This is a genomic window from Achromobacter pulmonis (assembly GCF_902859765.1).
Classification (GTDB): Bacteria; Pseudomonadota; Gammaproteobacteria; order Burkholderiales; family Burkholderiaceae_B; genus Achromobacter; species Achromobacter pulmonis.
Genome location: NZ_CADIJV010000022.1, coordinates 14,416 through 39,140 on the forward strand (window position 1 = coordinate 14,416; position 24,725 = coordinate 39,140).

Consider the following 24,725-nt stretch of genomic DNA (forward strand, 5'->3'; position numbering starts at 1 on the left):
GACGGGGCTGCCAACAGAGGAGACAGCAATGAGCAAGCGTGCCGTCATCGTGGGGTGGTCGCACATCCCGTTCGGCAAACTCGACGACCCCGACACCGAAAGCCTGATGGCGCGCGTGTCCGGCGCCGCGCTGGATCATGCAGGCGTGAGCCCCGATGCCGTCGACGGCATCTATGCCGGCGTCATGAACAGCGGATTCCAGAAGCAGGATTTCCAGGCGGCGCTGGTGGCGCTGGCCGACCCGTCGCTGGCCCACGTGCCGGCGACGCGACTGGAGAACGCCTGCGCCACCGGGTCGGCCGCGCTGTACGCGGCCATGGATTTCATCGAGGCGGGGCGCGGCCGCGTGGCGCTGGTGGTGGGAGCCGAGAAGATGACCGCTCGCTCCACCGAGGACACGGGCGACATCCTGCTCAATGCCAGCTACCGCAAGGAAGAGGCCACGCTGCCAGGCGGCTTTGCCGGCGTGTTCAGCCGCATCGCCACGGCCTATTTCGAGCGCCACGGCGACCATGGCGAGGCGCTGGCCCGCATCGCCGCCAAAAACCACGCCAATGCGTTGGACAACCCCTACGCGCAGATCCGCAAGGACCTGGGCTTCGAGTTCTGCAATACCGTTTCCGATAGAAACCCTTATGTGGCGGCGCCGCTGCGGCGCACCGATTGCTCGCCCATCTCCGACGGCGCGGCGGCGCTGGTGCTAGCCGACGCGGAAACGGCGGCGGGCCTGCGGCGCGCCATCGGCTTTCGGGCGCGCCGCCACGTTAATGACTTCCTGCCGCTGAGCCGGCGCGATCCGATCGCCTTCGAGGGTGCGGCGCGAGCCTGGCGTGAGGCGCTGGCCGATGCCGGCGCGACCCTGGACGACCTGAGCCTGGTGGAAACGCACGACTGCTTCACCATCGCCGAACTGATCGAATACGAGGCCATGGGCCTGGCGCCGCGCGGCCACGGCGCGCGGGCATTGCGGGAAGGCTGGGTGCAGAAGGGCGGGCGCCTGCCCATCAATCCCTCGGGCGGGCTCAAGGCCAAGGGGCATCCAGTGGGCGCCACCGGGGTGTCGCAGCACGTCATGGCGTGCCTGCAACTGGCCGGCGAGGCTGGCGCCATGCAGGTGCCGGACGCGACACTGGCCGGCGTCTTCAACATGGGCGGCGCGGCCGTGGCCAACTACGTCAGCATCCTGGAGCGCGTCAAATGAGCGGCCCACAGGAGCAGGCGCTGGCGCCGCCGGGAGGCGTCGCGCCAGTCTCGCGGCGGGTGATGAACCTGGGCCACTTCCTGGTGCAGGCCGCGCGCCGCCACCCCCTGCAGCCGGCCCTGATCTGCGGTGACACCCGCTACAGTTGGCGTGAACTCGATGCGCGGACGGCGGCGCTGGCGCAGGCGCTTGCTGACCGCGGCATCGGCAAGGGGGACCGCGTGCTGGTGCATTCGCGCAATTGCTTCGAGTTCGTCGAAACACTGTTTGCCACGTTGCGACTGGGGGCGGTGTGGGTGCCGACCAATTTTCGAATTTCTCCCGACGAAGCCGTGTATCTGGCTCGAACCTCTGGCGCCAAGGCATTCCTGTGCCATGGCGACTACCCCGGGCATGCCGCGGCGGTGATGGAGGCCGTGCCGCACTTGTCGCTATTGGCGCGGCTGGGACCGGGCGACTTTCCCGCGCTGGATGCGGCCGACCTGATCAAGGCGCGGCTAGGCGCGACACAGGTTTGCGCCGATGTGGATCACGATGACCCCTGCTGGTTCTTCTTCACTTCCGGCACGACCGGACACCCCAAGGCGGCGGTGTTGACTCATGGGCAGATGGCCTTCGTCATTACCAACCACTTGTGCGACCTCATGCCCGGCACCACCGAGCGTGACGTGAGCCTGGTGGTGGCGCCCCTGTCGCACGGCGCCGGCATCCACTTCCTGACCCAGGTGGCGCGGGCCGCCTGCACCGTCCTGCCGGCTGGCGCGCGCTTCGATGCCGACGAGATCTGGCAGCTGGTCGAGCGGCACGGCGTGACCAATATGTTTACCGTGCCCACCATCGTGAAGATGTTGGTCGAACATCCTTCCGTGGACGCCTGGGACCACCGCAGCCTACGGTACGTCGTCTATGCCGGCGCGCCGATGTATCGCGTGGATCAGAGGCGGGCGCTGGAAAAGCTGGGTCCGGTGCTGGTGCAGTATTTCGGGCTGGGCGAGGTCACCGGCAACATTACGGTGCTGCCGCCCGCGTTGCACGACCCCACGGATGGCCCAGGCGCGCGCGTGGGCACCTGCGGCTACGCGCGTACCGGCATGCAGATCAGCATCCAGGACGATACGGGCCGGTCATTGGCGGCGGGCGAAACGGGTGAAATCTGCGTATGCGGCCCGGCGGTATTTGCAGGGTATTACGCCAACCCGCAAGCCAATGCGAAGGCGTTTCGCAATGGCTGGTTTCGCACCGGGGACCTGGGCTGCATGGATGAAGAGGGGTTTCTCTACATCACCGGCCGGCAGTCCGATATGTACATCTCGGGCGGCTCAAACATCTACCCGCGAGAGGTAGAGGAGAAGGTGCTGGCGCATCCCGCGATTGCCGAAGCCGCAGTGCTGGGCGTGCCGGATCAGACCTGGGGAGAAGTCGGTGTGATGGTCTGCGTGCTGCGCGCGGGCCATGCGCTGAGCGAGGAAGAATTGATGGACTGGATAACACCTCGCGTGGCGCGCTACAAACTGCCGCGCCAGATCTTCTTCTGGGATGCCCTGCCGCGTTCGGGCTACGGCAAGATCACCAAGAAGCTGGTGCGCGATGCCCTCTATGAACGCGGCTGCCTGACCGAGGCCACCGAAGCCGCGCGCTAGTCACCTTGACCGGCAGCGCAGACTGCCGCGCAATTCGCCGCGCGGCGGCAACACAACCACTACACCAATGAACGAGGAGGCTGGATCATGGAGATGACGCAAGAGGCAATCCTGGTGACGGGCGGCGCGTCCGGCATCGGGCTGGCGGTCGCGCGCGGCCTGCTGGACGCAGGGCGATGTGTGCTGGTGGCGGATGTTTCCCAGGAGCGGCTGGACGCTATGCGCGACCTGGCGCCGGCCGACCAGTTGGGTCGCGTGCGTATGGATGTATCGGACGAGGCGCAGGTAGTGGATGCGCTGGAGCGGCTGGAACTGGACTTCGGCCCGATATCGGGCCTGGTCAATTCCGCCGGCATCGGGCGCGATCTTCCGTTCCTGGACACCGACACCGCCTTGCTGCGGCGCATCATGGAAGTGAATCTGATCGGCTCTTTCGTCGTGGCGCGAGAGGCCGCCCGGCGGATGCGGGAACGACGGCGCGGGTCCATCGTCAATATCGCGTCGGTGTCAGGCATACGCGGCAATGCGGGGCGCGCCGCGTATGGCGCATCCAAGGGGGCTGTCGTGACCTTGACCCGCGTGATGGCGGTGGAGCTGGCGGCCTATGGCATCCGGGTCAACGCCGTGGCGCCTGGCCCGATCGAAACACCGCTGGTCGGGCAGATGCACACCGCCGAAGCCCGCCAGGCCTGGCAGCAGGTAGTGCCCCAGCACCGGTATGCCGCACCCGAAGAGCTCAACGGCACCATCGGATGGTTGCTTGATGAGTCCAAGTCCAGCTATGTTACCGGGCAGATTATCTGCGTGGATGGAGGGTTCACGGCCGCAGGCATGTTGCCCGCCATGCACTGAGTTTGTCATTGCCCAGGTTCCACTTATTGCGCCACAAGCGCACGGAGTCCAGACCATGCGATACACCACCGTGGATCGTTCGTTGCGGGGAATACAAGCACTGCCCCGCCCCAGAACGCTGATACACCCGGGGGCGTTCAACCCGGTACGCATTCATAGCCGCTCGGCCGGGCATGGCCGCCATATCCGCCTGTCGTTGCGCCCCGGCGTCAGCCTGTTTGACGCCCTGGTCGGTGTACTGGCCAGCGCCGGCGTCGCCAATGCTTCGATGACCATACTGGGCGGCGCCTTCCGGCACATCGACTATTGCACGGCACCGCCTGACCCCCAACACCGGATGGTTGTGGCCTATACCGCGCCCATTCCCGCCGGGCCGGCCTACCTGATTTTTGGCAACGCCACGCTGGGCAAGACCGATGCCGGCGCGCCCCTGGTGCACTGCCATGCCGCCTTTTGTCGCGATGGCCTCGCGCCGCAGGGAGGGCACATCATTCCGCAGACGAGTATCGTCGGGGATCGTCCCGTGCCGGTGCTCGTCACCTCGCTGGAGGGGTTCGAGCTGCGCGCGACCTACGACGCGGAAACCAATCTACGGCTGTTGCAACCCCAAGGAGGCGATCACCATGAACTCGCCTGAAATCGAAAGCGGCAGCATGGGCCGCGTTGCCTATGCGCGGATCGGCCCGAACGAGGACTTGATCCAGGGCGTGGAAAAACTCTGCCTGGCTGAGGGTTTTCGCAACGCGTTCGTGCGCGGGGCGTTGGGCAGCCTAGTGGATGCCTGCCTCTACACCCGCGAAGGCGGATATCGCCACATCGCGGGCCCGGCGGTGGAGATCGTCAGTCTCGCCGGTGAAGTACGCGCGCAGCCGGATGGGTCCTTGACGGCATCGCTGTCGGGGGTGGTGGCGGATCCGGAGGGCCAAGTGCATGGCGGCCCCTTCGTGCCCGGCGCCAACCCGATCTGCATGACGTTCGAGGTCACGCTGGAGGAATGGCTGCCGACGCCGAGCGGGGGCTGAGGATGGCGCGGGGCGTTCAGAACCAATACTTCGCCGCATAGATCACGGTCATGACGGCGCCGGTGACGATGACGAACGCCCGGATCGCCGAAGCAGGCAGGACACGTATCAAGTGGCCGCCCAGGTAGCCGCCTGCCAGCGCGCCGGCCAGCATGAACAGGGTGGCCGGCCAATGGACCGAGCCCTGCACGATAAAGATGACGATCGCCGCGGCGGTGACAAACGTCGCCAGCAGGTTCTTGAGCGACTTGATGGCGCGCAGATTGCCGGGGTCCGTGATGGAAATCACGGCGGTCAGGATCACGCCCAGCCCGGCGCCAAAGAACCCCCCATAGACAGAGGCCAACGCGATAGGCAATACGCCGCGCGCCGGGCCGTCCTGCGCCTGGTCGCCGCGCCGGCGCGCGCTCCAGGCCTGCACCTGCGGCGCAAAGGCAAACAGCAAGGTGGCGAACGCGATCAGGGCCGGCACGGGCAGGATGAAATAGGCGGGGGGAATGGCAAGCAGGATGAATGCCCCCAGCGCGCCGCCCGCGGTGGTGGCGGCCGAGAGCAACCAGAACCGCCGATCGGGGGCCGGCAGGTTTTCACGGTCAGCCAGGGCCGCCAGGATGTGGCCGGGTGATATGGCCACCGCGCTCGATGCATTGGCGATGACGGGCGGCAGGCCCGCCGCCACCATCGCGGGAAAAGTAATCAGCGTGGCGCCACCCGCCAGCGCATTGATGACGCCGCCCAGCGCACCCGCGCCGGCCAGCAGTGCCGCCATGCTCCATTCCATGCCGCACCTTTCAAGTTAAATGGTGTTTAGGTCCATATAACGGACCTATATATATCGCGTGAAATTTATTATTGCCTATTTTGGCAGCAGGTATAGAATTCTCGAAAATAAATGAATATATATTGGTTCATATTGTGGACCTTTATAGAGACTCCGGCGAAATTCTTCAACCGCCACCGCAAGATCGCTATCAACTCCCAGGATGGCGCATGCGGCCGGATCACCATCGGCTTTGCGTGCCACGTCCTGATCGCTGGCTTCCAACCCCATCCTGGGGTTGTTGCGTGTTCACCTGTTTGGCCCGTCGGGCCATCACTGCTGAATCAGGAGGGAATCTCGATGGATGTGAGCTTCATGGCGTTTTCCCGTTTGGCGTTCGGGCATTGGGAGGGGCAACCCTTGTATGCCCTGGCCGATCTGGGTATTGCCCAACGTTTGTCCGACCCCCGCACGTGCACCGAGCTGGCTCGAGAACTGGGTTGCGAATCCGAGCCGCTGGAGCGCTTGCTGGACTGCGCGGTGGCGCAAAAACTGCTGATATGCGAGGACGGGCGCTACGCCAACACCGATCTCAGCGCGCGCTTTCTCACCGAAGACAGCCCCGAATCCCTGTTGTGCTGGATCCGGATCATGGATCGCTGGAAGCGGCCCTGGATGCAACTGGCCGAAGCCGTGCGACGGGGAGAGGCCGTCGATAACCAATCGAAGTGGCTGGGCGAAGACCCCCAGTTCATGCGGGATTTCATCCTGGGCATGCATCAGTTTGCGTCCCGTTCGGGCCCTGCGTTCGCAGAGGCGCTGAAAGACGTGCCCATTCGCCGCCTGGTGGACGTGGGTGGAGGCGCCGGCACGTATTCCCTTGCCCTGTGCGCGGCGCGGCCCGAAATCACCGCACAGGTTCTGGACCTGGCGCCGGTGGTCGAGATCACGCGTGAAACTGCGCAGGCTGCCGGCTTGGCGGACCGCGTCAGTGCCCAGGTGGCCGACTATCGCCAGGACCGTTTCGGCGAGGAGGCCGACGCGCTGCTTTTTTCCAACGTGTTGCATCAAGAGAGCGCGGAGGTCTGTCGATCGATGCTGCACCGTGCGTGGCAGGCGCTGCGCCCAGGCGGGACCTTGCTGGTGCAAGGCTACTTCCTTGCCGAGGACCGGCGTGCGCCGCTGTTTACCACCTTGCACAACCTGTCCGCGTTGGCGCTGTGGGACGGCGGGCGCAGTTGGACTGTGGGCGACATGCAGGCGCAGATCGCGGTTGCCGGCTTCGAGCGCCAAGCCGTGCTGCGCCAGGAGAGCAGCGGTTTCTGCCTGCTGTCGGCCGTCAAGGTCTGACGCGATATCCACTTATTGAACCGGAGCCTATATGTCCACACCCACCGTCACCGATACCGAAGCCGAAGTGATTGCCTGGCTGAAGGAAAACCGCAATGCGCAGGTCGAAGGCATCAAAGAGAAGAACCTGATCGAAGAACGCATCCTGGACAGCATGCAGTTCCTGGACTTCATCATGTTCCTGGGCGAACTGGCGGGACGAGATGTCTCTACCGCCATCACCGTCGACGACCTGCGCACGGTGGATGCCATCGTCAATTTCGTCCACGTCCAGCGCTAGTCCGGGCGGCAAGGAGGGCATCATGGAAATCGACTACGCAAGAATCGGCAGACTGATGACGCTATCCAAAGGACGTTCGCATGACCCCTACGAGCGCTTTGAGTGGCCCGCCAGAATCCCGGACGACCAACCCTGGTGCAGCAATGACTTGCTCACCACCTACGGAACGCCGTTGCAAGCGCAGTTGGACGCGGCGCAGCAGATACGGCTCAGCAAATGGGAGGCGGTCAATTTCTTCAGCCTCAACGTGCATGGCATCAAGGGGGTACTGAACTTTGTCAGCCGGTGCATCTACGAAGAGCGCTATGCCGATGTGTCCGAATACCTGCATGTCTTCATGGGTGAAGAGAACTTCCACATGTGGTATTTCGCCAAGGCTTGCTTGGATTATGCGGGAAAGATATATCCGTCGATTCAGTTGCAGGGCGATGCGCAGGCGTCCACGCCAGAACTGGGCGACTTATACATGTTCGCCAGCACGCTGATCTTTGAAGAGTTCGTCGACTACTACAACCATAAAGTCGGCACGACGGACGGCATCACCGAGATCCTCAAACAGATCAACTACCAGCATCATGTCGACGAATCCCGCCATGTGTCCTTTGGCCGGGAAATGGTACCCCGCCTTTACCGGCTGGCGCTGGAACGCGCGGACGACCCGGACGCGATCCGGGCGGAGGTGTCGCACACGGTGACGAACATGTTCCGATACTTCATCAGCCTGATGTACAACCCGGCTGTCTATGCCGATGCCCAGGTCTACGAGCCGCTGGGATTTCGCAACGGCAACGCCATGCGCAACGCGCTGCGGTCGCACCCGGCGCGCAAGGCTGTCCACGAGCAATGGTTCAAGCGTAGCGCCGCCTACTTCACCAAACAGGGGTTGGTGACGGACTTGAATCTGGCCGCGCTGTAGCGCAGAGGCACACCATGGCGCAGATTGTCAGCAGTCCCCAGGTGGAAGCGCTTTTGGGCGCACGCTTGCCCGTGCTGCAAGCCGGCATGGGCGGCGTGGCACAACCGGAACTGGCGGCCGCCGTGTGCGAGGCCGGCGCGTTCGGCATGATTGGCCTGTACCGCCACACGCGTGACGAAATCGGCCAGCTAGTCGCGCAGACCGCCGGATTGACCAAGGCGCGCTTCGGCGTAAATCTGGTGCCGTTCGTGCTGGATGCGGACGCATTGCTGGATCGATTGGCGTATGTCGCGGACCGGCCGGAACGGCCGATCGTGACCTTCTTCGGCTTACCTGACCACACCGTGCTGCGCGCCTTGCCGACGGGAATGGACTACGGTGTGCAAGGGGGCACCTGGGAGGAGCTGGACGCGGGGTTCGATGCGGGCGCGCGCTTCGGGGTGTTGCAAACAACAGAGGCGGGCGGTCATCACCTGGGCAAGCTCACGCGCGCGCAAGCGCTGGATCAGGCCGCCCGCCTTGGCGTCGACAAGCGCATGGTGTTTCTGAGCGGCGGCATCAGCAACGCGGCCGAGTTGCGCCAGGTGCTGCACGCCGGATTCTCCGGCGTATTGTGCGGCACAGTATTCGCGGCCACCCGGGAATCCGCCGCGCACGAGCGCTACAAGCAGGCGATCGTGGACGCCTCACCCGGCGACACCGTGGTCACCGACCGCTTCAGCGTGGGCTGGCATACCCATTGCCACCGGGTGATCCGTAACGCGAGCTGCGAGGGGACGCTGCCGGCGGGTGTGATTGGCTTTGCGCACTATTTTGGGAAACGCTATCCCATCCTGCGTTACAGCGTGGCAGTGCCTACTACGCAGACCGAGGGTTTGATTGAAGACATGGCGTTGTATTGCGGAACGTCCTGCAAGGACGCGCATTCCATCCGTAGCGTGCAGCAGGTGCTGGCCGACTTGACGGCGTAAGGCTTCGTCCTATCCGCGCGCTTAAGTGAATTCAGTGACCACTAGGAGATTGCATCGTGATAATCGAAAAGCAATGGCATCAGGTAAAGAACGTGCTGCAGGGAAAACTGGATGAAATATTTTCGATCGCGCCAGACGCCACCGCGGAGTTCGACAGTTTGCTAGCCCATGAAGAGATCAACGCGCTGGGGTATGTGCGCAATTTTCCGCATCTGACCTGCGTCATGTGCTCGATTGAAGAGGGAGAGTTGCTGGGATTCGCGCGCGGCCAGCGCAAGCTGGACCGAGATTTCAAAGCGCTCACAGCCGACGTCGCCCTGTTGCCGGCGACTTGCTACAAGGTCTACCTGGGGCTGCAGGGGCAGCGCCTGGGCGGCGCGCGGGTGGAGTCCTGCATTGCGCGCTGCTTCCGGCACGAGGACAAGGCGCTGGACCGTTACCGTGCCTTCAATTTCACCATGAAGGAGTACGTGTACCTGGGCACTGCGGAGGGCGCGCAGGCGCATCTGGAAGCAGGTTACGATCGCCTGTTCTCCTTCTTCGCGCAGTTGGGAATCAACGCGGGTTGCGAAGAAGCCAACGATCCCTTCTTTGATTCAGGCAGCGGCGTGGCGCGGCTGTCGGCATTGACGCCCACCAAGCGTGAACTGGTGTTCGACGGCCATGCGGTGTCTTCGCTGAACTATCACCGCAACTACTTCGGTGAGAAATTCGATATCCGCCTGGAAGACAATTTCGTCCATACCAGTTGTGTTGCGTTTGGATTGGAGCGTTGGATCTCCATGTTCAAGGATCGTTTCGGCAATGCGGCCGATGCGCTTGCCGCGCTGGAAGGCGCCTAGATGGAGCGTCCGATGCTAGAGGCGCGGGCGTTGTTCCAGACAGGCCAGCAGTTCGAGAAAACCTGCGTGGTGGATGCCGCCGCGAGCTCGCTGAACTACGGCGGGGATCTGGACGTGCTGGCCACCCCCGTCATTGTCTATTGGATCGAGTCGTACGCCACGGAATGCATCCGGTTGGCAGGCGGCGGGCGCTGCGGGTCGGTGGGACATGCGGTCAGCGTGCGGCACGTGGCGCCGGCGCTGCGGGGCAGCGCGGTGCATCTGACGATTACGGTCGAGACCTTGTTCGGCAATTCCTTGCGGTTCAGCGCTCGCGCCGTGACTGGCGAGGGGGGCACCCTGATCGCGACCGGCACGCATGACCGAACCCTCGTCGAACTTTGACGTCACGGTAGTGCTGGGTGCCCAGCGCTGCGCGCGTGACGGGCAGGCCGCGCGCACCAAGTTGGGCAAGCCCTACCAATCCGGTCATGCCGGCTTCGGTGTGAGCGACAGTTGCGGCATACAGGCGCGGCTGTACGCCAACCGCAAGTATGTGGGCATCGATATCGAGCATCTGGACCGCCCTGACCTGGCGGTCCGCCAACAGCGCCTGTCGGCGTGGCTGGCGCGGCGGGACCGCGTCACAGTGGATTTCCTGGCCGGCTGGGTCGCGCGCGAGGCTTGTGCGAAAAGCGTGGGACTAGGGCTGCTGCATGCGCTGCCGCGTTTGTCCATCACCTGGAAGCGGCCGCTTGAGCAGCCCGGGCAGGAAGAAATTGGCCTGACCTTCAGTCGCTGGCGATTCGTGGCCCGGTGCGAACGGGTCGGCCGGGTGCTGCTCTGCGTGTGCTATCGGGCCGAATATGGCAAGCCCCGCATCGCCTTGCTGCGGCCTTGACCAGGACGGAACCTCGGTGGTGTGAAAAATCCGAGCAGGTCAGCCCAGCATCGCCGGGTCGATCACGTCGGCGTACAGGTTGGTACCCTGCCAGCCTCCTGTCCAGTCACCTTGAAAGCGGCCAGGACCTCTTCATCAAAACGAATAGGTGGTTGCAGATTTACGCACGGCCGCGATGCTTCCGACAGTCCGGCCACGGCGCCGCGGCCAGAGGACGGCGCCGCCGGCGCAGCCAGTGGGTATAGCCGCTCCGCATGGGATACCGCCACGACCAAAGAAAAGCCGCCCGTTGCGGGGCGGCTATTCTTTGGCGAGGTTCGTCAACCTGCTACGCAGCTTTGCGCATGTCCTCGGTGAGATGCATATCGATGTGGATATCGGCGAATGGGCATATCAATCCGCCATCCTCATCTTGCTCCAGAAGCCCAAGATCCACGAGAGCGTGCGCATCCTGGTGAACGCGCTTCACGTCCCGGCCCAGGCGGCGGGCCAGTTCGCGCACGCCGACTCGACCTGCGCCTAACATCTCCCGCACCATGTTCCATCGCAGCTCCGTCAACTGCCCAAAGAATGCAGCTGCGGATTCGAAGTTCAGCCTCTCCCCCTGATACTCGCCGGACTGCGCCCCGGCGACAGCGCGCTTGCTGGCGCTGGTCAGAAAGGCACGCCAATCCTGATTGATAGTGATAGTCAGAGTCCGCTTCATGTTCAGGCCCTCCATTTCGTGACCTCAGCGACGAAGTCCTCTAGCAATTGCGCCACACCGCGAAATTTGTAGGGAAACTCTTCGTCTCCCTGGTGCCTGTGGTCGCCCTTGCCGCGCTCGTTATCGAAACCAACGATCCGTTGCCCCCCCACGGGCATATACCAACCGGTACTTGAACCCGTGCGAAGTCGGCGGAACAGGCTGTGGCACCTTCCAGATAACAATTTGCATAATGCCGCCTTCGGCATCGACGCTTTTCTCGTTGATGATCAGAGTAGCGCTCATGTTGTCAATTTTGACAACACTCCAGATGAAGTCCCGAGCTAAGCCCCGGCCCGCAAGAATTGGCGGGCGTTGCGACAATGGGGGATCCCAGCAACCGTGTCAGCACAAAATGCGCAAAAGCGGATGCATTCACGCCTCTGGAGGTCTGGGCTCCCCGACCTCCAGAGGCTTTTATCCTTCTCCACCTATCTTTGAATCGCTGACCGTCGGCCGGGTTCGTATCAGCCCGGGTAGTCCGATACCTTCGAAAGCAGTTGCTCAACGAGCAAGCAAAGCGCGAGGTTCGGGCGCAGCATAATCTCGGCCTGGATGGCAATCACGCGCTGGGCCGGCAACCGGTTGGTCTGCGCCTCCGAGTGCACGGGCCGCGTTCTGACCGGCGGAAGATCCACGGCGGCTGCGCCGCCACTCTCTGACTGGGCGCGGATCAACTTGGTCACAGCCTCGCGATCCTCCTGTCGAATCAGGCCACGGCTCGCGCACAGGTCGCCGTAGCCGTCAACGTGCACCACCCACGCCCGCCAAGGGCTTGAGATCGGCGGGATAGCCGTATAGCGACTGGCGAATCGCCCCAACCTGACCACGCCAGTTCTTGATGTTGGCGTGCAATTTCGTCAGCTTGGCGCTGGTATCCTCACCCACGCTCATGGACAAAAAGCTCTACCCAGTAGAAATTCTCCTGGGCGGCCAAACCCGCACCTATTCTCCGGAATTCCAGACAGCAGAAGAGCATAGTGCTGGATGGAAGCGGGTTCTGCTTATGGCGCATAACAAGGCTCACGTTCGCTGTGGCTGCCCTGGCACCGGCGATCGGCGACTATCGATCCATAGCCGATCCCACTCCGATCGCTTCCACCTGGCACGCTTTCCCGAAACCGGCCCAGAGCACAGCGAGGACTGCACGTACTACGGCGTTGACCCCAGCCTGTCCGGGCTCGGTTCTTACCGTCGCGGGGTGGTTCAGAACTCGACGACGGCGCCGTCAAGATCAAGTTGAAGGTCGGCCTGCAGCAACGTCCAGCAGTCGCCCCTGATGAAGCGCCCCCCCCGCAAAGCCAAAGCCCCAGCTCGCCCGCGATCCAGCCGGGCGAGCATGACGTTGCTGGGCCTTCTGCATTTCCTCTGGACACAGGCAGGCCTGAACGGCTGTTCTGTGTGGTGCAAAGAGCGCTTCTGCGCCCGGACGGCGCACGCAGCGACTATCTGTTCGCCTCGACGCGCCGTGGAAGCTGCTATTCCAGATCGGGCTGGGGCGCCTCATGGCAGGACGCCATGAACGCCTGGATCCGAACCTTGGATCCCTCGGTTCGGGCGGCCGACCTCGTCACGCACCATCCGATGTACTTCGCGCTTCAGGACATCCGGCCGACCGCGGTGAGCATGAAGCTGGAGAAACAGGCCAAGGATGCCTACGATTTTGCCGGCCATGCGAGCCCATCCACGACCCACAAGCACTATGACCGACGCCGGGTCAGGACTGCCGATGCGACCGAGTGAATTTAAACATTCGGCTTTTTATTTAAATTTTCACATCGCGCAATGAAAAAAGGCACCCCGCTTGCGCGTAAGTGCCTGATTTCACATGAATTCTTTGGGGTGGCTGATGGGACTCGAACCCACGACAACCGGAATCACAATCCGGCGTAATTCCTAGGATTTATGCGGGTCTCCGCTGGAAACTGGTGGCATGGGGACACAAAATGCTCACGGTTTCATGCGGTTCTCCGGGGCGCCGCCACCACCATTTTGCCGCCTTATACTGGCTTCGATCAAGGAGCCAGACGACCATGGACGACAATGGAATCCTGGAACAGGTCCCCGGCCAATATGTGGCCCAGGCCGCCCTCACCCTGCCGCCTGCGGCCACGGCCGAGGACCGCGACTACACGGTCGAGATCGACGCCGGCCACGCCGGCCTGGTGCGCATCACCTTCCGGCGCCAGAAGGCCCGGCGCGCCAAGCATATGCATTGGTTCTGGCTGGCGCAGCGTGCGGACGCGGTCTAGGGCCTGGCGCCGCGTAGCCCGCGAATGTAGCCCTGCAGGCCGTTCACTTGGTCGGCCCATCCTGCGGCGTCGGCAGCCAAGTCTCCATATTCCGCGTAGCACGCTGCAAAACCTCCGATCCAGTCGGGGCCGGCTTCATCAGGTCGGCGGCCGGCTCGGGGATTCGCGGGATCACGGCCGGCGGCGCGGAGCAGGCGGTCAAGGTCAGCACGGGCAGCAGCCAGGCCAGCTTTCGCAGCCTCGCGCGCCAGGACGGCACCACGGTATTGGGCATCAGCAAGATCTTTCTCCACTTGGTAGGCTTCGGTGATGGCGCGCTGCGCGGCTTCGGTGCGGGCGCGCTCCTTGGCAACGCCGGCGGCCTCCCGGTGCGCGCCGTACAGCACCACGCCGGCGCCAAGCACCATCACCACCGCCGCGCCGCCGATCCAGGGCAGCGCCATGCGCAGGAACGGGTTCATTTCGGCAGCTCCGTCTCGCACATCTCCCGCTCGATAGCGCGCCGCTTAACCAGGCCGGGCAGCATCTGGCCGCCGGCCCAAACCCATTGCGGCTTGCCGTTGTCGGCCTGGTTCATCGCCCGGCAGGCTCCGGTCCAGTCTCCGGCGTTGAACCGGCGCGCCGTCACCGACCTGCAGTAGGCGCCGACTCCCACGTTGAAGGCAAACGAGGTGGCCGCCGCCAGTTGGTACTGGTGGCCGGCCAGCGCCGGCGTGCAGGCCAGAACGCCCTCGGCGTGGTCGACCAGGTCGCTCTCCAGCAGCCGGCGGCATTCCTCTGGGCTGTATGGGCGCCCCAGTACCGCCGTCTTCGTGTGGCCCGAGCAGGCTGTGACGATGCCGATGGGGTCCTTGTAGCCCCGCAGGATCGTGCCTTCCACCTGGGGCACGAAGTTCAGCAGCATCGCCGCGGCGCCCGCGCCCACGGTCCCCTGCAGGGTCCGCTTAGTTCCTGTCTTCATCGTTCAGCCTCGGCTGGGAAATCACGCGCGCGACAGCCGCGCACAAAGAGAAAAGCCCCGCGCCAATCACGATCAGCGGGGGCTTGCCACTCAGCCACCAATTGATGGCCACCTCGATCGCCGAAAGCACGGCCGCGATCAGGGCCAGGCGCACACTCCACAATCGATGAAACTTGCGGCGCCAGTCGTCGATCAGGTTCATTTGAGATAGTCCTTTGCGCTGCGCAGCAACATCCACAACAGCCCTACCAGCATCGCCCAGGTGCTGCCCTTGAGCAGATGGGTCAGCACTTCGCGGCGGATCTGCTGGCGCTGCTCTTCGCGCGCGATGAGCAATTCGTGATACCGGCGATGGCCGTCGAAGTCACCGTCCGGGAATGCGGTCTTCACCGCGGCGGACAGCGCCAGCATTTCCTTGCGATTGGCCTCATGCTTGGCATCGCTGTCGCGCTGGGCCTCGGCCTGCATGTCGCGCAACGCCGTCAGAATCACCTTGGCGTCTTCGCCCAGGGTCGGGGGATCGGCGATCATGCCGCAGCCTCCATCAATGCCGCGCAGCCATAGGGAGCCCCAAGGGCGTCGAAGTCTTGGATGTTCAATCGCGTCCCCTATAGACGAAAAAAAACCCGTCGAGGCGGGCGTCTGCTTTATCAAGTGCTACACGCAGTCATCGCAGATATGCAGTGATGCGCAGGTTGATGCCGTAAGATGGTTTCACCGGGAATGAGCCAGCCATTGACCTCTGCCAGCGAATTTCAAAGCACCGGTCATCGTCCAACGGCACCCAAGTGGCAGCCGTGCTGCGCTGACCACCGGTAACGTCCACTTCGCAGCACTGCATCACAAAGGAGTGGTCATTCGGGTCCCAGGCCGGCGTAGGGTTCAGGGCATATCCAGGCTTTCTGAACCCTATCGCCAGGTCTGCTATTCCAGCTTCAGATCCATGCGTGATGATGAGCAGACCCGACAAGAAAACAGCCTTGGTTCCCTCCGGGACAATGTCGCTCAAGTCCACTTTTCTCCACGGCCCGTTGCTGCCTGGCGCGCCTGAATCCGGGAGCTGTGCCACGCCGGCGCCCGTCGCTGTATTGATGAAGACCGGCGAAATCATATGGCTGGCCGGGCCACCTATCGGCACTGCAACAATGCTCCCTTCAACCCATTCATAATTGCCCATAAGCAAAGCCCTCCTTGACGCTAAGTCGGGCTAATCGGTTTGGTCTGCGGGAACTCGGCTGTCTGGGGCCAGTTGCGAAGGCGCACACGATACGCCCGCCATTCTTGTTCTGTTGCCACGGCTGCCGGGTCCTGATCTCCATGTTTTCGGATTTCGTTGTCCGAACGAACCAGCTCGAGGTCTCGCCACGCCCGCGCGACACAAGCTAGGTCATGCGGCGATGGGAGACATTCAACTGCTACGGGCGCGCCATCCTCGCCAGGAATGATTTCCTTACCGTCAGATTGTTCCGCCAACAACGCAGCGTGCTGCTCGGGCGTGATCGAAATGGCATCGGTAGGTATTTCACTCCCGTGTATATCAGGGGAATAAAAACCACGCGTGCTTCGAGAATAGAGCATATCCAATTTTTTTCTCCTCAGTACCCCAAAGCGATCCACCGAACGTCGCCGAAGTTCGTATCGGTTCCCCAGAACTTGATCTGCGTGGTATTCGATGCCCCAGGATCAAGCCCGATCGGATCCACGGCCGTGGAAGTCGCCTGGTCCATGCCAGATACGGACAACAGCGCGTTGGGAAAGGCGATGGGAAGCGTGATGGTTCCGCTGGTTACCCCGGCGCTGAAGTTCGATTTTCCCCATTGAATGATGAGGCCCCCGGGGAGCACTTGAAACCCATTGGCCGTGAGACTCTGTCGGCTGCCGGCGAAAGCGTCCGCGAGCTTCTTGGGCGTGAGGGCGACGACGTCGCTCGTCATAGCCTGCGCCTGCGCCGTCGTCGCAATGGCGATGATCCCCGCCGCGGTGGTGCTCGCAGCATTGCTGATCACGGCCGTCCAATTGGTGCCGCCGCTATCGGGGTCCGTCGTGTTGTTGTCGGCGCCATTGAGCCAGAAGCCGGTGCCGGCGGAATTCAACAGAATTGCACCCTTCGGATATCCTCCGATTGCCGTGGCAAACGTGGAATCGTAGTTATACGAGCCTCCCGCTTGCTGCCAGCGCATGGCCGCGCTCAGAAAATATAGGATGCCGTTAAAGTCCTGTCCTCGGGGCGGAATGCCACCAGCAGACAGCGGCGTCATGGTCAGCGGAGGGAATCCATCCGTGAACGATGCAAGCCCCGGAGTGATACCGATCTGAGAATCTACGGGGATGGTGTTCTTGGAGCCGCTTTCCGCAAAAGGTACCGGCGATTTGGAGGGTGCGTTGCTAGCCTGCATTTATGAGCCCCGAAGAAGTGAAAAACACCCCAGAACCGAAGGGCTGCATAAGCCCCTCACTGAATCCGAAGGTGGTAGGCAGGTCGACCTGCAAAACGTTGGCCAAGACTGCGGCCGGCTTGGGAATAGCGCCCGACTGAGTCAGGATCGCGATTTCATACGGCTCCAGCAAAAACTCGAACACATAACGAAATTCCATATTGCCCGTGTCGGAGACGTAGCATCGCCCACGGCCTTCGAATAAGTTCGAAAGCAGCCGGTTCAGGCTTGGCGACGTGCAATCCGTGATGTTCGCAAGCGCCTTAACCAATATCAGCCTACGGTATGCATCGTCAGCCAAGCGGTAGGTTTGCGTCTCTTGTTCGCCTACATACATCGGTGCCTGATTGAATGGCTGCCAGCTCGCTGCCTCGTCGTAGCCCAGGTAGGTCACATCTCCAGGCACCGTCAGCAGCCGCCCGATATCTACGATCCTTCCCCAGATGTCCAGCCCGAACCCCTGCGCTGTCTCCACGTTCCACACGAAGTTGTAGAAGGCGTCGAAATCCACGTCAGGGTTGATGTATTCGTCCATGTTGTTGGCCAACTGGACGAGCGTCGGGCTGTTCGCGTACTGGCTGATGATGGTCCTCGCCACCAAGCCGGGTTTTGGTTGCACGCTCATACCAAGGTCACCGAGATATCGGCAGCCGACACTGTCGGGCGCCGGTTGATGGGCACGGTCAGGCTTGCCGCCGTCGGAGTCACGTCGCCCAGCAGCAATGAAAGGATCGACACCGACGCACCCAGCAGCGACACGGGCGCGTAAAAGCGGCTCGCGTAGATGGTGGAGCCGATCCTCGCGCGCTGGCCGCCGTCGGTGCCGTTGAACGCGTCGATGATGGCCTGCTTGGTCAGGTCCACGATGTTCGAAGGAAGCGACGGGTTGTCGGCCAGCTGCACCGCGAACTTCACCGGCAGCGCCGCCGGGGTTTCCCACTTCACAACATAGGACGGGTACGGGTAGGCATAGCCATCCAGATCTTCGACCGTGTAAGACGTATTCCCGTTATAGTCCGCGCCGTTGCTCTTCTTGCGCCAGATGGCCGTGGCGATATCAGCCGCCTCGCCGCCCACCACCGCCACCCAGATGGAATGCGGCACGAGCGACACCCCGCCGATTGTCTGGTCGACGGACAGGTTGTTCTCAGTCACATAGACGTCGATGACGCCGTCCAGGTTTGCTACCGCGGCGTAGATGGACTGCAGCGAGCTTCGGGCGTTGATCGCCACCGACTGGCGGCGCCGCTCTTCAAACTCGGCGCGCGATTCGACATTGCTGCCGACCGTGCCGGCATCCGCATTCAGGACTGAATCCCAGCCCGGGATAGCCTGATAGATCTGGCTCAGCGTGCCAGCCGCGCAGCTGATCGGACCGTTGACCGAGCAGGAGAAAGGCAAGTCGATGCTGCCCGAGGGCGGAATAGTGCCGGCCTGCGTGCAGAGGTAGATATTGCCATCGACCGCCTGCGCGCGAGCGCCCACCGGTATCGTAACGCCCGTCAATCCCATGCACGTCGCGATCACAGTGGTGGCCGTTCCAGGCTTGCGGTCCAGGAAGTAGATGCGGCCGATGGCATCCTGCATCCGGCCCGCGGCGAAGGCAGGGTCCACCTGGTTCACGTACTTGGCGAACTCGCTGTTCTTGTCGCCGATGATCGCAGTGGTGGTACTGGCCAGTTGGCCCTGGGGCGTGTCCAGGTTCTTGTTCAGGCCGCCGCCGAACGCGCTGTCCATGTCCGCCAGCACACCGGTCAAGATCTCGGATTCTTGAGGCAATACGAGGCCTTCCGGCGTGAATTTCACGCGCGGTACTTGGGAGGTAGCCATGGGGTCCCTAGAAAGTAATGGTCGATGTCGTGCCGTTGGTCAGCGTGACTTCGACATAGCCGCTCAGGCGGCGATTCTCGAATGCGGTGATGGTCGGTATGGCATCGGCCACGTCAGGCACGGTCAAGGCCGCAGTGCGCAGCCGTTCGCGAACCAGCGCCAGAGGCGGCAGTTGGCCCAGCACCTCGGTCCAGTACGGTATGCCCTTGGCGGTGTCATAGAACAGCTCGCCGCGGAACAGCTTGATGGCGCTGGCCACGTCCTGCGCCACTGCGTACGGATTCGACGCCATCGCGATGTTGCCAGCAGCATCGAGACAAACATCCCACACCGTGCGATCCAGCAATAGGGTGTTCACGTCAGCCCCCCTTCCACCGTAGAGGTCAGATGTGATGAGTTCATCTGCTGCGTCGGCGTATTCGTTTCAGACCCCACCCCGTTCTCATGGTGGGTATGACTGTTGAAAAGAGCCTGAAAGGCGGAAGTGACGAACGCCTTCAAGCTCTGGCCAGCGGCACCGAGCAATATGGACGGCGCCGTCACGCTGGCGCTGCCGCTCGCTGTTACGGTAGAAGTGGCACAGTCAACAGTCGCTGCGCCAGATGCCGTCACTGCCACCGTCGGCGCAATGACTTCTACCTTGGTCGGCGACACCACGTTGATGCCGCCTTCCGTGAACTGCACATACTGCACCGGCGCGCCGTTGAGAAAGCCGCCAAAGTAGAGGCCGTCGGCCATGTCGTACGTCCGCCAGGACCCAGGGTTCGCTTGCTGCTTGCTCGCCTTGACGGCCGACAGGTCCCGGCTCGCGAATGCCGCCATGCCGATGTCTCCGACCTTGGGGTCCAGAATCACGGCGTCCGTGCCGCCCTGCAGCCGGAAATACGGCAGCTGGAACAACTGGCCATGCGGCACAGCATTCCCGTTTCCATCCAGCTGATTCACCAGCGGCTGCACGTCGACAAAGCCGACCGGTGACACGCCACCGTTGTTCGTCACCGCGACCACGCGCACCAGCGTGCAGGTGTTCAGCCGGTTCAGCATCTGCGCCACCAGGAAGGAAAAGGCGCCATACTCGCCACTCCCGTCGGACGCCCTTGCCAAGCCTTGGTAGCCGAATTCCGGGTTAGCCATTGAAAGACCTCACGCACATTATTTCGGACACCCAGGCCCCGCCCGGACTTTCTGCTTCTAGACTGTGGACCAGACTCACCACAATCCATTCGCCGTGAGCACCTTCGTTCACGCTCACGACCTGCACCTTTTTCCCCACGCCCAGGCGAGGCTCATACAGGACTCGCACCACGATCCCACCACCGGTGAACGTCGGGTACCCGATCATGTTGGTTGCGGAGTCAATAGCAATGGCGTCATTCTGGCGGCCGCCATCCCAAGGCCAGATTGCGAGAATTCCGCCCTCGATCGTGTAGTTGAATCGCGCCGCCTTGGCCAGCGCGCGCAACTGGTCTATGGCGGTTCCAGGGAAGTAAGGGTTGACCAGCCGCCCCTCGACTTGGTTTGATTCGAAAGCGAGGCCCAGACTGGTAGCAATGTCGCGAGCCACATCGACAACGCTCACTGCCGTCCTGTAGCTTCTTGCAGGCACAGGTTTTAGCGCTGCGCTGGCCTCTGCCAGCGCCGTCACGTAGAAAACCACCTCCGGAGCCTGGTTGTAATCTGCCCAGGCCTGGTCAATCTTTCCCTCGTAGAGAACGGACAGGGCCTGCCCCGCATCTCCGGCCTCGACCAGAATCCGATTCTGACCGCGGCGCTGGGTCAGGACTGGCCCCACGGTCGTCAGCTTGTTGATGACGTCCTGAGGAAGCCCATAGATGCGCATCTGCATCTGCGCCTGGGCGTCCCCGTTGTAGGAAACCACCACTACCTGCACACGGTGGCCAGTGAGAGTGACGTCGGGGCCCTTCTGATCACCGAACTGCCCCTCTCCAAGGCTGATAGTCACGTCTATCCGGCGTTTGATGAAACTCATAGGTCTGTGCTTTCTCGGTACATCAACTGGAAGCGGCCACCGAAGCCGGTATAGACGGGGTCATCGCGACCTTGGGTGTCGACGAAGCTCAGGTCTCCCGCAAAGCCGCTGTAGGTCTCGCGGATCAGCCAGACGCGGTCATGGCAAAGCACCGCCATGGCAACCGGCTCATGGTTCACCTGCAGGTCGAGATATACCCCCGTGGACTTTTGATAGACGCTGACCTGGCAGTTCTGGCCACCCAGTACGACGCTGCAGGCCTGCGCCGCCACGGCGCGCAGTGGGATCTTCCTCATTGAAACTCCGTCGTCAGTATCAACGGCTCGCCGGGCTCAGTGCCAAGCGGAAAGCTCTGCACTTGCCCGTTGTTCTGCTCGCCGGCGCCGTCTGGCTCGGCTGTGTTTTCAAATTCCGCCTGTGCGGTCTGCCGCACTTCTTCGACATACAGGTCCACGATCAACTGGCTGGGCCCGGAGCGCGTATTTCGCTCGTAGGAATACGCCACCACGTTGGCCGACGGGTAGACGATTTCCGGCGTCACCACCGAGAACAGGTCGACGCTCCCCTTCAGGGCTTCCAGGGTGTTCAGCAGCGCGCCGCGCGATGCCATATCGCCGCTGAGGGCAAACCTCAGCATGGCGTCGAACGGTGTGTCCACCTTGTTGAACGACGAGAATGTGCCCTGCTCCACAGGGAAACTCGATATCCGCGATCCGTTGCGAAAGCGGATGCCTAGGAAGGTATCGAACAGAAGAACCTGCTGGCCATTCTGGTCATAAAGCCCCCAGCGCGGAATGCCGAAGATCAGCGCAGCGATGGCGCCCAGGCCAAGGTTGGCCAGCTCATCCAGCGACGGAATCGTCAGCCCGCGCAGCACCGCCGGCACCCCCGGCACCTGCGGCACGTTCGGAAATTCGATCAGCGGCATCAGAAAGTCCCTGTATTCGCCTGATTGACCAAGCTCTGGCTACCACCCAGCGCGCCCAGGTCGCGGGCAATGCCCTGACCGTCGGTCGCCTGCGTGTGAATCGTCACCGGCCCGTTGATGTTGACCTCGTGATTGTTCTCGGTGTTCAGCGGCAACGGCTTCGCGCCGGCCTGTGCAAGTACCGGAGCAGCCTGGGCCGCCGCAGCGGTCGAAGCACCAGCAGAGGCTTCCATGCTGGAGATGTGCGCGGCGCCATACAACGCACCGGCCGCAGCCGCCCGCTTCTCAGCCTCGCCGTCCTTGTCCTTCGGGCGCTCGTAATAGCGCGACACTGCATCGCCGGCCTGCTGCGGTGTCTTGGCCGCCTGCAGCTTCTCCATGGCCGTGCGCTCGGTGTTGCGCAACTCCCAATCCACGAATGCCAACTGCTGCGCCAACGTCGCATCCTTCAGGTCAATGCCGAACGCTTTCTTGAAGTCAGCCTGGCGCACCGGATGCCACTGCCCGATACCAACCGCCTGCCCGTTGTCGCCAATGGCCTTCGGGTTCAGGTTACTTTCGGCCATCAGGTTTGCCACGATGCCGGCCGCCTGCTCGCGCGAGTAACCCTTCCCCTCGAAGAACTTGATGGCGTCCATCGCGGCCTTGTTGCCGCTCTGGTACGCCGGGTTGTTCAGTGCATCCTGTTGCGTGCCCTCGCCTTGGTTGAGCGATTTGCTGTAGGTGGCCAAGGCCACGCCACCCGCGACCGTCGCAATGGTACCTAGGGCGGCGACACCAGCCGCGCCCGAGGCGCCACCGATCAAGCCTAGCGAAGCGCCGATGGACGCCAGGGCAGTAGCCAGCGATGCCATGGGCGCGACGATCGACAGGATTTTCAGCGCGGCTAGGCCAATCAGGACGTTCTTCCAGCCGCCAACGGACTGGGCAGCCTCATCCGCCTTCTTCAGCAAGTTACCCAGACCATCCACGGCGCCGTCAATCCACTTCACGATCTGGTCGCGGTTCTCCAGAAAGTAATCGCCGACCTTCTGCGCGATTTTCAACAGCTTTTCGAAAGTTGGAATCAGCGCGATCAGAACTTTCGTGCCCACCGACTCGAATGTGTCCCGAAGATCCAGGTAGATGTTGCGCAGCCGCTTGGCATCCTGAGAATCCTTTTCCGAGATGGCCGAGCGCTTCTCCTGGGCCAGCACCAATTGCTGAATGGCAGCTGGTCCCTGCTTGATGAGGTCGAACTGGTCGTCCGAGATGCCCATCATCTGGGCAGCCAGAGCGGCGCGGGCCCGATCAGTCTTGTAGATCTCCGAAACGATGCGCGAGCGCGCCAGCAGGTAGCTGTTACCGTCCTTCAGATCCTCGACCTTGCCGCCGAACTGGAAGAACGCCGGTAGCGTCTCAGCGGACATGCCGCGTCGGAACTTCGCCACCTCGCTGGTCGATTGGCGCAGTTGAGCCGTGATGCCGTCAGCCGACCCGCCGGCACGCTCTGCGGCTCGCTGCCAGGCCTGCAGGCGCTCCGTGCTCATGTCCAAGTTCTTGGACATCTGCCCCAGGCCGGCCGCCCCGCTGATGGTGTTCGCGGTGAAATTCTTCAGGCCCATCCCGGCCGTGAACACCGCCAGCAGCGCCAGCGCCTCGTTGCGCATGCGGCTGAAGAACATGGCCGCCTGCTTACCATTGGCTTCCATTGTCCGCGCGGCGCGGCCGGATTCCTCCGTCGTGTGCTTCAGCGAACGGTCGACCTCCGCAACGCCTTGCTTGAACCCCTTGGCGTTCAGCTTCAGCTCGACGAACAGGGCATCCAGAATGGTGGCCATATCTACTTTCTCACTTCGGACAGAACACGCCTGTTGTGCGCGTCCACCGCGATCACCTCAAGCAGGTTGTAGAGATCCTCGGCGCCGTACACCGTCTGCAAGTCGTGCAGCATGTGCGGGTGCCGAGAGATGACCGCGGCGATGTTGGGGGGCACATTGGCGTAGCTGATCAGCCTGTGGTTGCCGCCGTGCCATGGCTGGACGCCGAAGTCGATTGGCCGGCGGCTTGCGAAAAATCCAGGTGCAGCGCCACGATCTCGCGCCGCAACAGCAGCCGCGTGGCCACTTCCTCGATGTCGTCGTCGGTCAGCCGCCGTGTGCCAGCACGGCCCATATCCATCTGGACGCACTCCATCATCTTGTCGAAAAGCGGCTTCGCCTGTTCGAACTTCAGAGTTTGGAGCGCCTTCAGACCGATCGAGGCCAGCCCGGCCAGACCGGCCTGCGCGATGTTATCGGGGATCTCGACCCCCGCATTCATCAGCGCGAACATGGCCCGACCGGCCCACTCCTCGGCGTCGGCCGCTGGCAGCTCGGTGATCAAGAACGCCTTGCCCTTGTCGCGTCCCGGCGCGCTGATGGTGATGGTCTTTTGTTTTCGAGCCATATCACACCAGGGACGGAGAGACGTTTTGCCAGGTGATCTGGAACGTCATGGGCTGCAGGAGGGCGCGGGCCGTGGGAACGGGTGGTGCCTGCGTCAGAACGCCTCGCTGCAGCGTGTACTTGCGTTCGATGGACGGGATAGCCAAGGAGCCATTGGCATAGAACACTTCCCGCGCCGTTTTCATCGCGGCGAGCCATGCCTCGAAGAGGAACTTCGAAGGCGAGTCTGCCATGATGGTGATGTTCTGGACAACGGGCTGCGGCGTGAAGCCGGCGGACATATAACCGTCGACCCCCATCACCGCCTGCGCAGTCTGCACCGCATCGAACGCGAAAGCGTCATCCGTGGCATAGCCCTCGATCTTCTGCGGAATCGGGAATACAAGCCCGATGCCCAGCATCAAGGAGGAATTGGCACTGGTCAAAGTCGTCATGATGTGTAGC

At 62.7% G+C, this 24,725-nt stretch carries 37 protein-coding genes; 15 read left to right on the forward strand and 22 right to left on the reverse strand.

Annotation, left to right across the window (positions count from 1 at the left end):
- The first annotated feature begins 28 nt into the window (after nt 1-28).
- The 5 genes from HV701_RS17705 to HV701_RS17725 all read left to right on the forward strand — a co-directional run bounded on the left by HV701_RS17705 (nt 29) and on the right by HV701_RS17725 (nt 4,715).
- Entirely contained in the window at nt 29-1,201 is a 1,173-nt protein-coding gene (locus HV701_RS17705) for an acetyl-CoA acetyltransferase (RefSeq protein WP_175134336.1), read from the forward strand.
- Nucleotides 1,198-2,841, forward strand: a complete 1,644-nt coding sequence (locus HV701_RS17710; protein ID WP_175134337.1) for an acyl-CoA synthetase — start codon at nt 1,198-1,200, stop codon at nt 2,839-2,841. Before HV701_RS17705 ends, HV701_RS17710 begins: the two co-directional genes overlap by 4 nt.
- Before the next feature lie 87 nt (nt 2,842-2,928).
- Nucleotides 2,929-3,693, forward strand: a complete 765-nt coding sequence (locus HV701_RS17715; protein ID WP_175134338.1) for an SDR family NAD(P)-dependent oxidoreductase — start codon at nt 2,929-2,931, stop codon at nt 3,691-3,693.
- Nucleotides 3,694-3,748: 55 nt separating this feature from the next.
- Nucleotides 3,749-4,330, forward strand: coding sequence for a PPC domain-containing DNA-binding protein (locus tag HV701_RS17720; protein WP_175134339.1), 582 nt, complete (start codon nt 3,749-3,751; stop codon nt 4,328-4,330).
- Nucleotides 4,317-4,715, forward strand: coding sequence for a PPC domain-containing DNA-binding protein (locus HV701_RS17725; protein WP_175134340.1), 399 nt, complete (start codon nt 4,317-4,319; stop codon nt 4,713-4,715). Before HV701_RS17720 ends, HV701_RS17725 begins: the two co-directional genes overlap by 14 nt.
- 16 nt (nt 4,716-4,731) lie before the next feature.
- On the opposite strand, the gene HV701_RS17730 is transcribed toward HV701_RS17725, so the two are convergent.
- Nucleotides 4,732-5,484, reverse strand: a complete 753-nt coding sequence (locus tag HV701_RS17730; protein WP_236756046.1) for a sulfite exporter TauE/SafE family protein — start codon at nt 5,482-5,484, stop codon at nt 4,732-4,734.
- A gap of 123 nt (nt 5,485-5,607) precedes the next feature.
- Here HV701_RS17730 and HV701_RS17735 point away from each other — a divergent pair, with 123 nt between their 5' ends.
- The 7 genes from HV701_RS17735 to HV701_RS17765 are packed head-to-tail and all read left to right on the forward strand — an operon-like array spanning nt 5,608 to nt 10,714.
- Nucleotides 5,608-6,825, forward strand: a complete 1,218-nt coding sequence (locus tag HV701_RS17735) for a methyltransferase (protein WP_254595198.1) — start codon at nt 5,608-5,610, stop codon at nt 6,823-6,825.
- 31 nt (nt 6,826-6,856) lie between these two features.
- Nucleotides 6,857-7,105 (forward strand): acyl carrier protein, encoded by a 249-nt coding sequence (locus HV701_RS17740; RefSeq protein WP_175134342.1) that lies wholly within the window; start codon nt 6,857-6,859, stop codon nt 7,103-7,105.
- Between the two features lie 22 nt (nt 7,106-7,127).
- Nucleotides 7,128-8,021 carry a diiron oxygenase gene (locus tag HV701_RS17745; protein ID WP_175134343.1) on the forward strand — a complete coding sequence of 298 codons (894 nt, stop codon included), beginning with the start codon at nt 7,128-7,130 and terminating at the stop codon, nt 8,019-8,021.
- Between the two features lie 14 nt (nt 8,022-8,035).
- Nucleotides 8,036-8,992 (forward strand): NAD(P)H-dependent flavin oxidoreductase, encoded by a 957-nt coding sequence (locus HV701_RS17750; protein ID WP_175134344.1) that lies wholly within the window; start codon nt 8,036-8,038, stop codon nt 8,990-8,992.
- 56 nt (nt 8,993-9,048) lie between these two features.
- Entirely contained in the window at nt 9,049-9,834 is a 786-nt protein-coding gene (locus HV701_RS17755; RefSeq protein ID WP_175134345.1) for a class-II aminoacyl-tRNA synthetase family protein, read from the forward strand.
- Complete coding sequence (locus HV701_RS17760) at nt 9,835-10,218, forward strand: thioesterase family protein (protein WP_175134346.1); 384 nt, start codon at nt 9,835-9,837, stop codon at nt 10,216-10,218. It begins immediately after the preceding gene.
- Complete coding sequence (locus HV701_RS17765) at nt 10,193-10,714, forward strand: 4'-phosphopantetheinyl transferase family protein (RefSeq protein ID WP_175134347.1); 522 nt, start codon at nt 10,193-10,195, stop codon at nt 10,712-10,714. Before HV701_RS17760 ends, HV701_RS17765 begins: the two co-directional genes overlap by 26 nt.
- A gap of 328 nt (nt 10,715-11,042) precedes the next feature.
- Here HV701_RS17765 and HV701_RS17770 read toward each other — a convergent pair whose 3' ends face one another.
- The 4 genes from HV701_RS17770 to HV701_RS17780 all read right to left on the reverse strand — a co-directional run bounded on the left by HV701_RS17770 (nt 11,043) and on the right by HV701_RS17780 (nt 12,353).
- Nucleotides 11,043-11,420: an HVO_A0114 family putative DNA-binding protein gene (locus HV701_RS17770; RefSeq protein ID WP_175134348.1), complete on the reverse strand. Its 378-nt coding sequence runs from the start codon at nt 11,418-11,420 to the stop codon at nt 11,043-11,045.
- Nucleotides 11,421-11,422: 2 nt separating this feature from the next.
- Nucleotides 11,423-11,668: a toxin-antitoxin system TumE family protein gene (locus HV701_RS26985; RefSeq protein WP_338077770.1), complete on the reverse strand. Its 246-nt coding sequence runs from the start codon at nt 11,666-11,668 to the stop codon at nt 11,423-11,425.
- A gap of 258 nt (nt 11,669-11,926) precedes the next feature.
- Entirely contained in the window at nt 11,927-12,145 is a 219-nt protein-coding gene (locus tag HV701_RS17775) for a hypothetical protein (protein ID WP_175134349.1), read from the reverse strand.
- A gap of 58 nt (nt 12,146-12,203) precedes the next feature.
- Nucleotides 12,204-12,353, reverse strand: coding sequence for a hypothetical protein (locus HV701_RS17780; protein ID WP_175134327.1), 150 nt, complete (start codon nt 12,351-12,353; stop codon nt 12,204-12,206).
- Between HV701_RS17780 and HV701_RS26990 the strand changes: the two genes are divergently transcribed.
- From HV701_RS26990 to HV701_RS17795, 3 genes are all read left to right on the forward strand, one after another.
- Complete coding sequence (locus tag HV701_RS26990; protein WP_338077771.1) at nt 12,352-12,702, forward strand: DUF1173 family protein; 351 nt, start codon at nt 12,352-12,354, stop codon at nt 12,700-12,702. The genes HV701_RS17780 and HV701_RS26990 overlap by 2 nt on opposite strands.
- Nucleotides 12,699-13,202 (forward strand): site-specific integrase, encoded by a 504-nt coding sequence (locus tag HV701_RS26830; protein ID WP_254595199.1) that lies wholly within the window; start codon nt 12,699-12,701, stop codon nt 13,200-13,202. Before HV701_RS26990 ends, HV701_RS26830 begins: the two co-directional genes overlap by 4 nt.
- A 290-nt stretch (nt 13,203-13,492) precedes the next feature.
- Nucleotides 13,493-13,711, forward strand: a complete 219-nt coding sequence (locus tag HV701_RS17795; RefSeq protein WP_175134351.1) for a hypothetical protein — start codon at nt 13,493-13,495, stop codon at nt 13,709-13,711.
- Here HV701_RS17795 and HV701_RS17800 read toward each other — a convergent pair.
- The 17 genes from HV701_RS17800 to HV701_RS17885 all read right to left on the reverse strand — a co-directional run bounded on the left by HV701_RS17800 (nt 13,708) and on the right by HV701_RS17885 (nt 24,715).
- Nucleotides 13,708-14,172, reverse strand: a complete 465-nt coding sequence (locus tag HV701_RS17800) for a hypothetical protein (protein ID WP_175134352.1) — start codon at nt 14,170-14,172, stop codon at nt 13,708-13,710. The genes HV701_RS17795 and HV701_RS17800 overlap by 4 nt on opposite strands.
- Nucleotides 14,169-14,672: a lysozyme gene (locus tag HV701_RS17805; RefSeq protein ID WP_175134353.1), complete on the reverse strand. Its 504-nt coding sequence runs from the start codon at nt 14,670-14,672 to the stop codon at nt 14,169-14,171. Before HV701_RS17805 ends, HV701_RS17800 begins: the two co-directional genes overlap by 4 nt.
- Nucleotides 14,656-14,874: a DUF7940 domain-containing protein gene (locus HV701_RS17810; RefSeq protein ID WP_175134354.1), complete on the reverse strand. Its 219-nt coding sequence runs from the start codon at nt 14,872-14,874 to the stop codon at nt 14,656-14,658. Before HV701_RS17810 ends, HV701_RS17805 begins: the two co-directional genes overlap by 17 nt.
- Nucleotides 14,871-15,203 carry a hypothetical protein gene (locus tag HV701_RS17815; RefSeq protein WP_175134355.1) on the reverse strand — a complete coding sequence of 111 codons (333 nt, stop codon included), beginning with the start codon at nt 15,201-15,203 and terminating at the stop codon, nt 14,871-14,873. The genes HV701_RS17810 and HV701_RS17815 overlap by 4 nt, the downstream gene beginning before the upstream one ends.
- A 136-nt stretch (nt 15,204-15,339) precedes the next feature.
- Nucleotides 15,340-15,849 carry a hypothetical protein gene (locus HV701_RS17820; protein WP_175134356.1) on the reverse strand — a complete coding sequence of 170 codons (510 nt, stop codon included), beginning with the start codon at nt 15,847-15,849 and terminating at the stop codon, nt 15,340-15,342.
- Between the two features lie 20 nt (nt 15,850-15,869).
- Nucleotides 15,870-16,250: a phage tail assembly chaperone gene (locus HV701_RS27045; protein ID WP_420867822.1), complete on the reverse strand. Its 381-nt coding sequence runs from the start codon at nt 16,248-16,250 to the stop codon at nt 15,870-15,872.
- A 17-nt stretch (nt 16,251-16,267) separates the two neighbouring features.
- Nucleotides 16,268-17,068, reverse strand: a complete 801-nt coding sequence (locus tag HV701_RS26645; protein WP_217467974.1) for a gp53-like domain-containing protein — start codon at nt 17,066-17,068, stop codon at nt 16,268-16,270.
- The gene (locus HV701_RS17835) at nt 17,058-17,732 is read right to left on the reverse strand and encodes a DUF2612 domain-containing protein (protein ID WP_175134358.1); all 675 of its coding nucleotides are present in this window, start codon (nt 17,730-17,732) and stop codon (nt 17,058-17,060) included. The genes HV701_RS26645 and HV701_RS17835 overlap by 11 nt, the downstream gene beginning before the upstream one ends.
- The gene (locus HV701_RS17840; RefSeq protein ID WP_175134359.1) at nt 17,729-18,937 is read right to left on the reverse strand and encodes a baseplate J/gp47 family protein; all 1,209 of its coding nucleotides are present in this window, start codon (nt 18,935-18,937) and stop codon (nt 17,729-17,731) included. Before HV701_RS17840 ends, HV701_RS17835 begins: the two co-directional genes overlap by 4 nt.
- A 7-nt stretch (nt 18,938-18,944) precedes the next feature.
- Entirely contained in the window at nt 18,945-19,295 is a 351-nt protein-coding gene (locus HV701_RS17845; protein ID WP_175134360.1) for a contractile injection system sheath initiator, read from the reverse strand.
- Nucleotides 19,292-20,071 (reverse strand): oxidoreductase, encoded by a 780-nt coding sequence (locus tag HV701_RS17850; RefSeq protein WP_175134361.1) that lies wholly within the window; start codon nt 20,069-20,071, stop codon nt 19,292-19,294. Before HV701_RS17850 ends, HV701_RS17845 begins: the two co-directional genes overlap by 4 nt.
- Entirely contained in the window at nt 20,064-20,927 is an 864-nt protein-coding gene (locus tag HV701_RS17855) for a baseplate hub protein (protein ID WP_175134362.1), read from the reverse strand. Before HV701_RS17855 ends, HV701_RS17850 begins: the two co-directional genes overlap by 8 nt.
- Complete coding sequence (locus HV701_RS17860) at nt 20,924-21,223, reverse strand: phage baseplate plug family protein (protein WP_175134363.1); 300 nt, start codon at nt 21,221-21,223, stop codon at nt 20,924-20,926. The genes HV701_RS17855 and HV701_RS17860 overlap by 4 nt, the downstream gene beginning before the upstream one ends.
- Nucleotides 21,220-21,855: a hypothetical protein gene (locus HV701_RS17865; protein WP_175134364.1), complete on the reverse strand. Its 636-nt coding sequence runs from the start codon at nt 21,853-21,855 to the stop codon at nt 21,220-21,222. Before HV701_RS17865 ends, HV701_RS17860 begins: the two co-directional genes overlap by 4 nt.
- Entirely contained in the window at nt 21,855-23,675 is a 1,821-nt protein-coding gene (locus HV701_RS17870) for a phage tail tip lysozyme (protein WP_175134365.1), read from the reverse strand. Before HV701_RS17870 ends, HV701_RS17865 begins: the two co-directional genes overlap by 1 nt.
- 169 nt (nt 23,676-23,844) lie before the next feature.
- On the reverse strand, nt 23,845-24,282 hold the full coding sequence (locus HV701_RS17880) for a hypothetical protein (RefSeq protein ID WP_175134366.1): 438 nt from the start codon (nt 24,280-24,282) through the stop codon (nt 23,845-23,847).
- Nucleotide 24,283: 1 nt separating this feature from the next.
- Nucleotides 24,284-24,715, reverse strand: coding sequence for a phage tail fiber protein (locus tag HV701_RS17885; protein WP_175134367.1), 432 nt, complete (start codon nt 24,713-24,715; stop codon nt 24,284-24,286).
- Between the last annotated feature and the right edge of the window lie 10 nt (nt 24,716-24,725).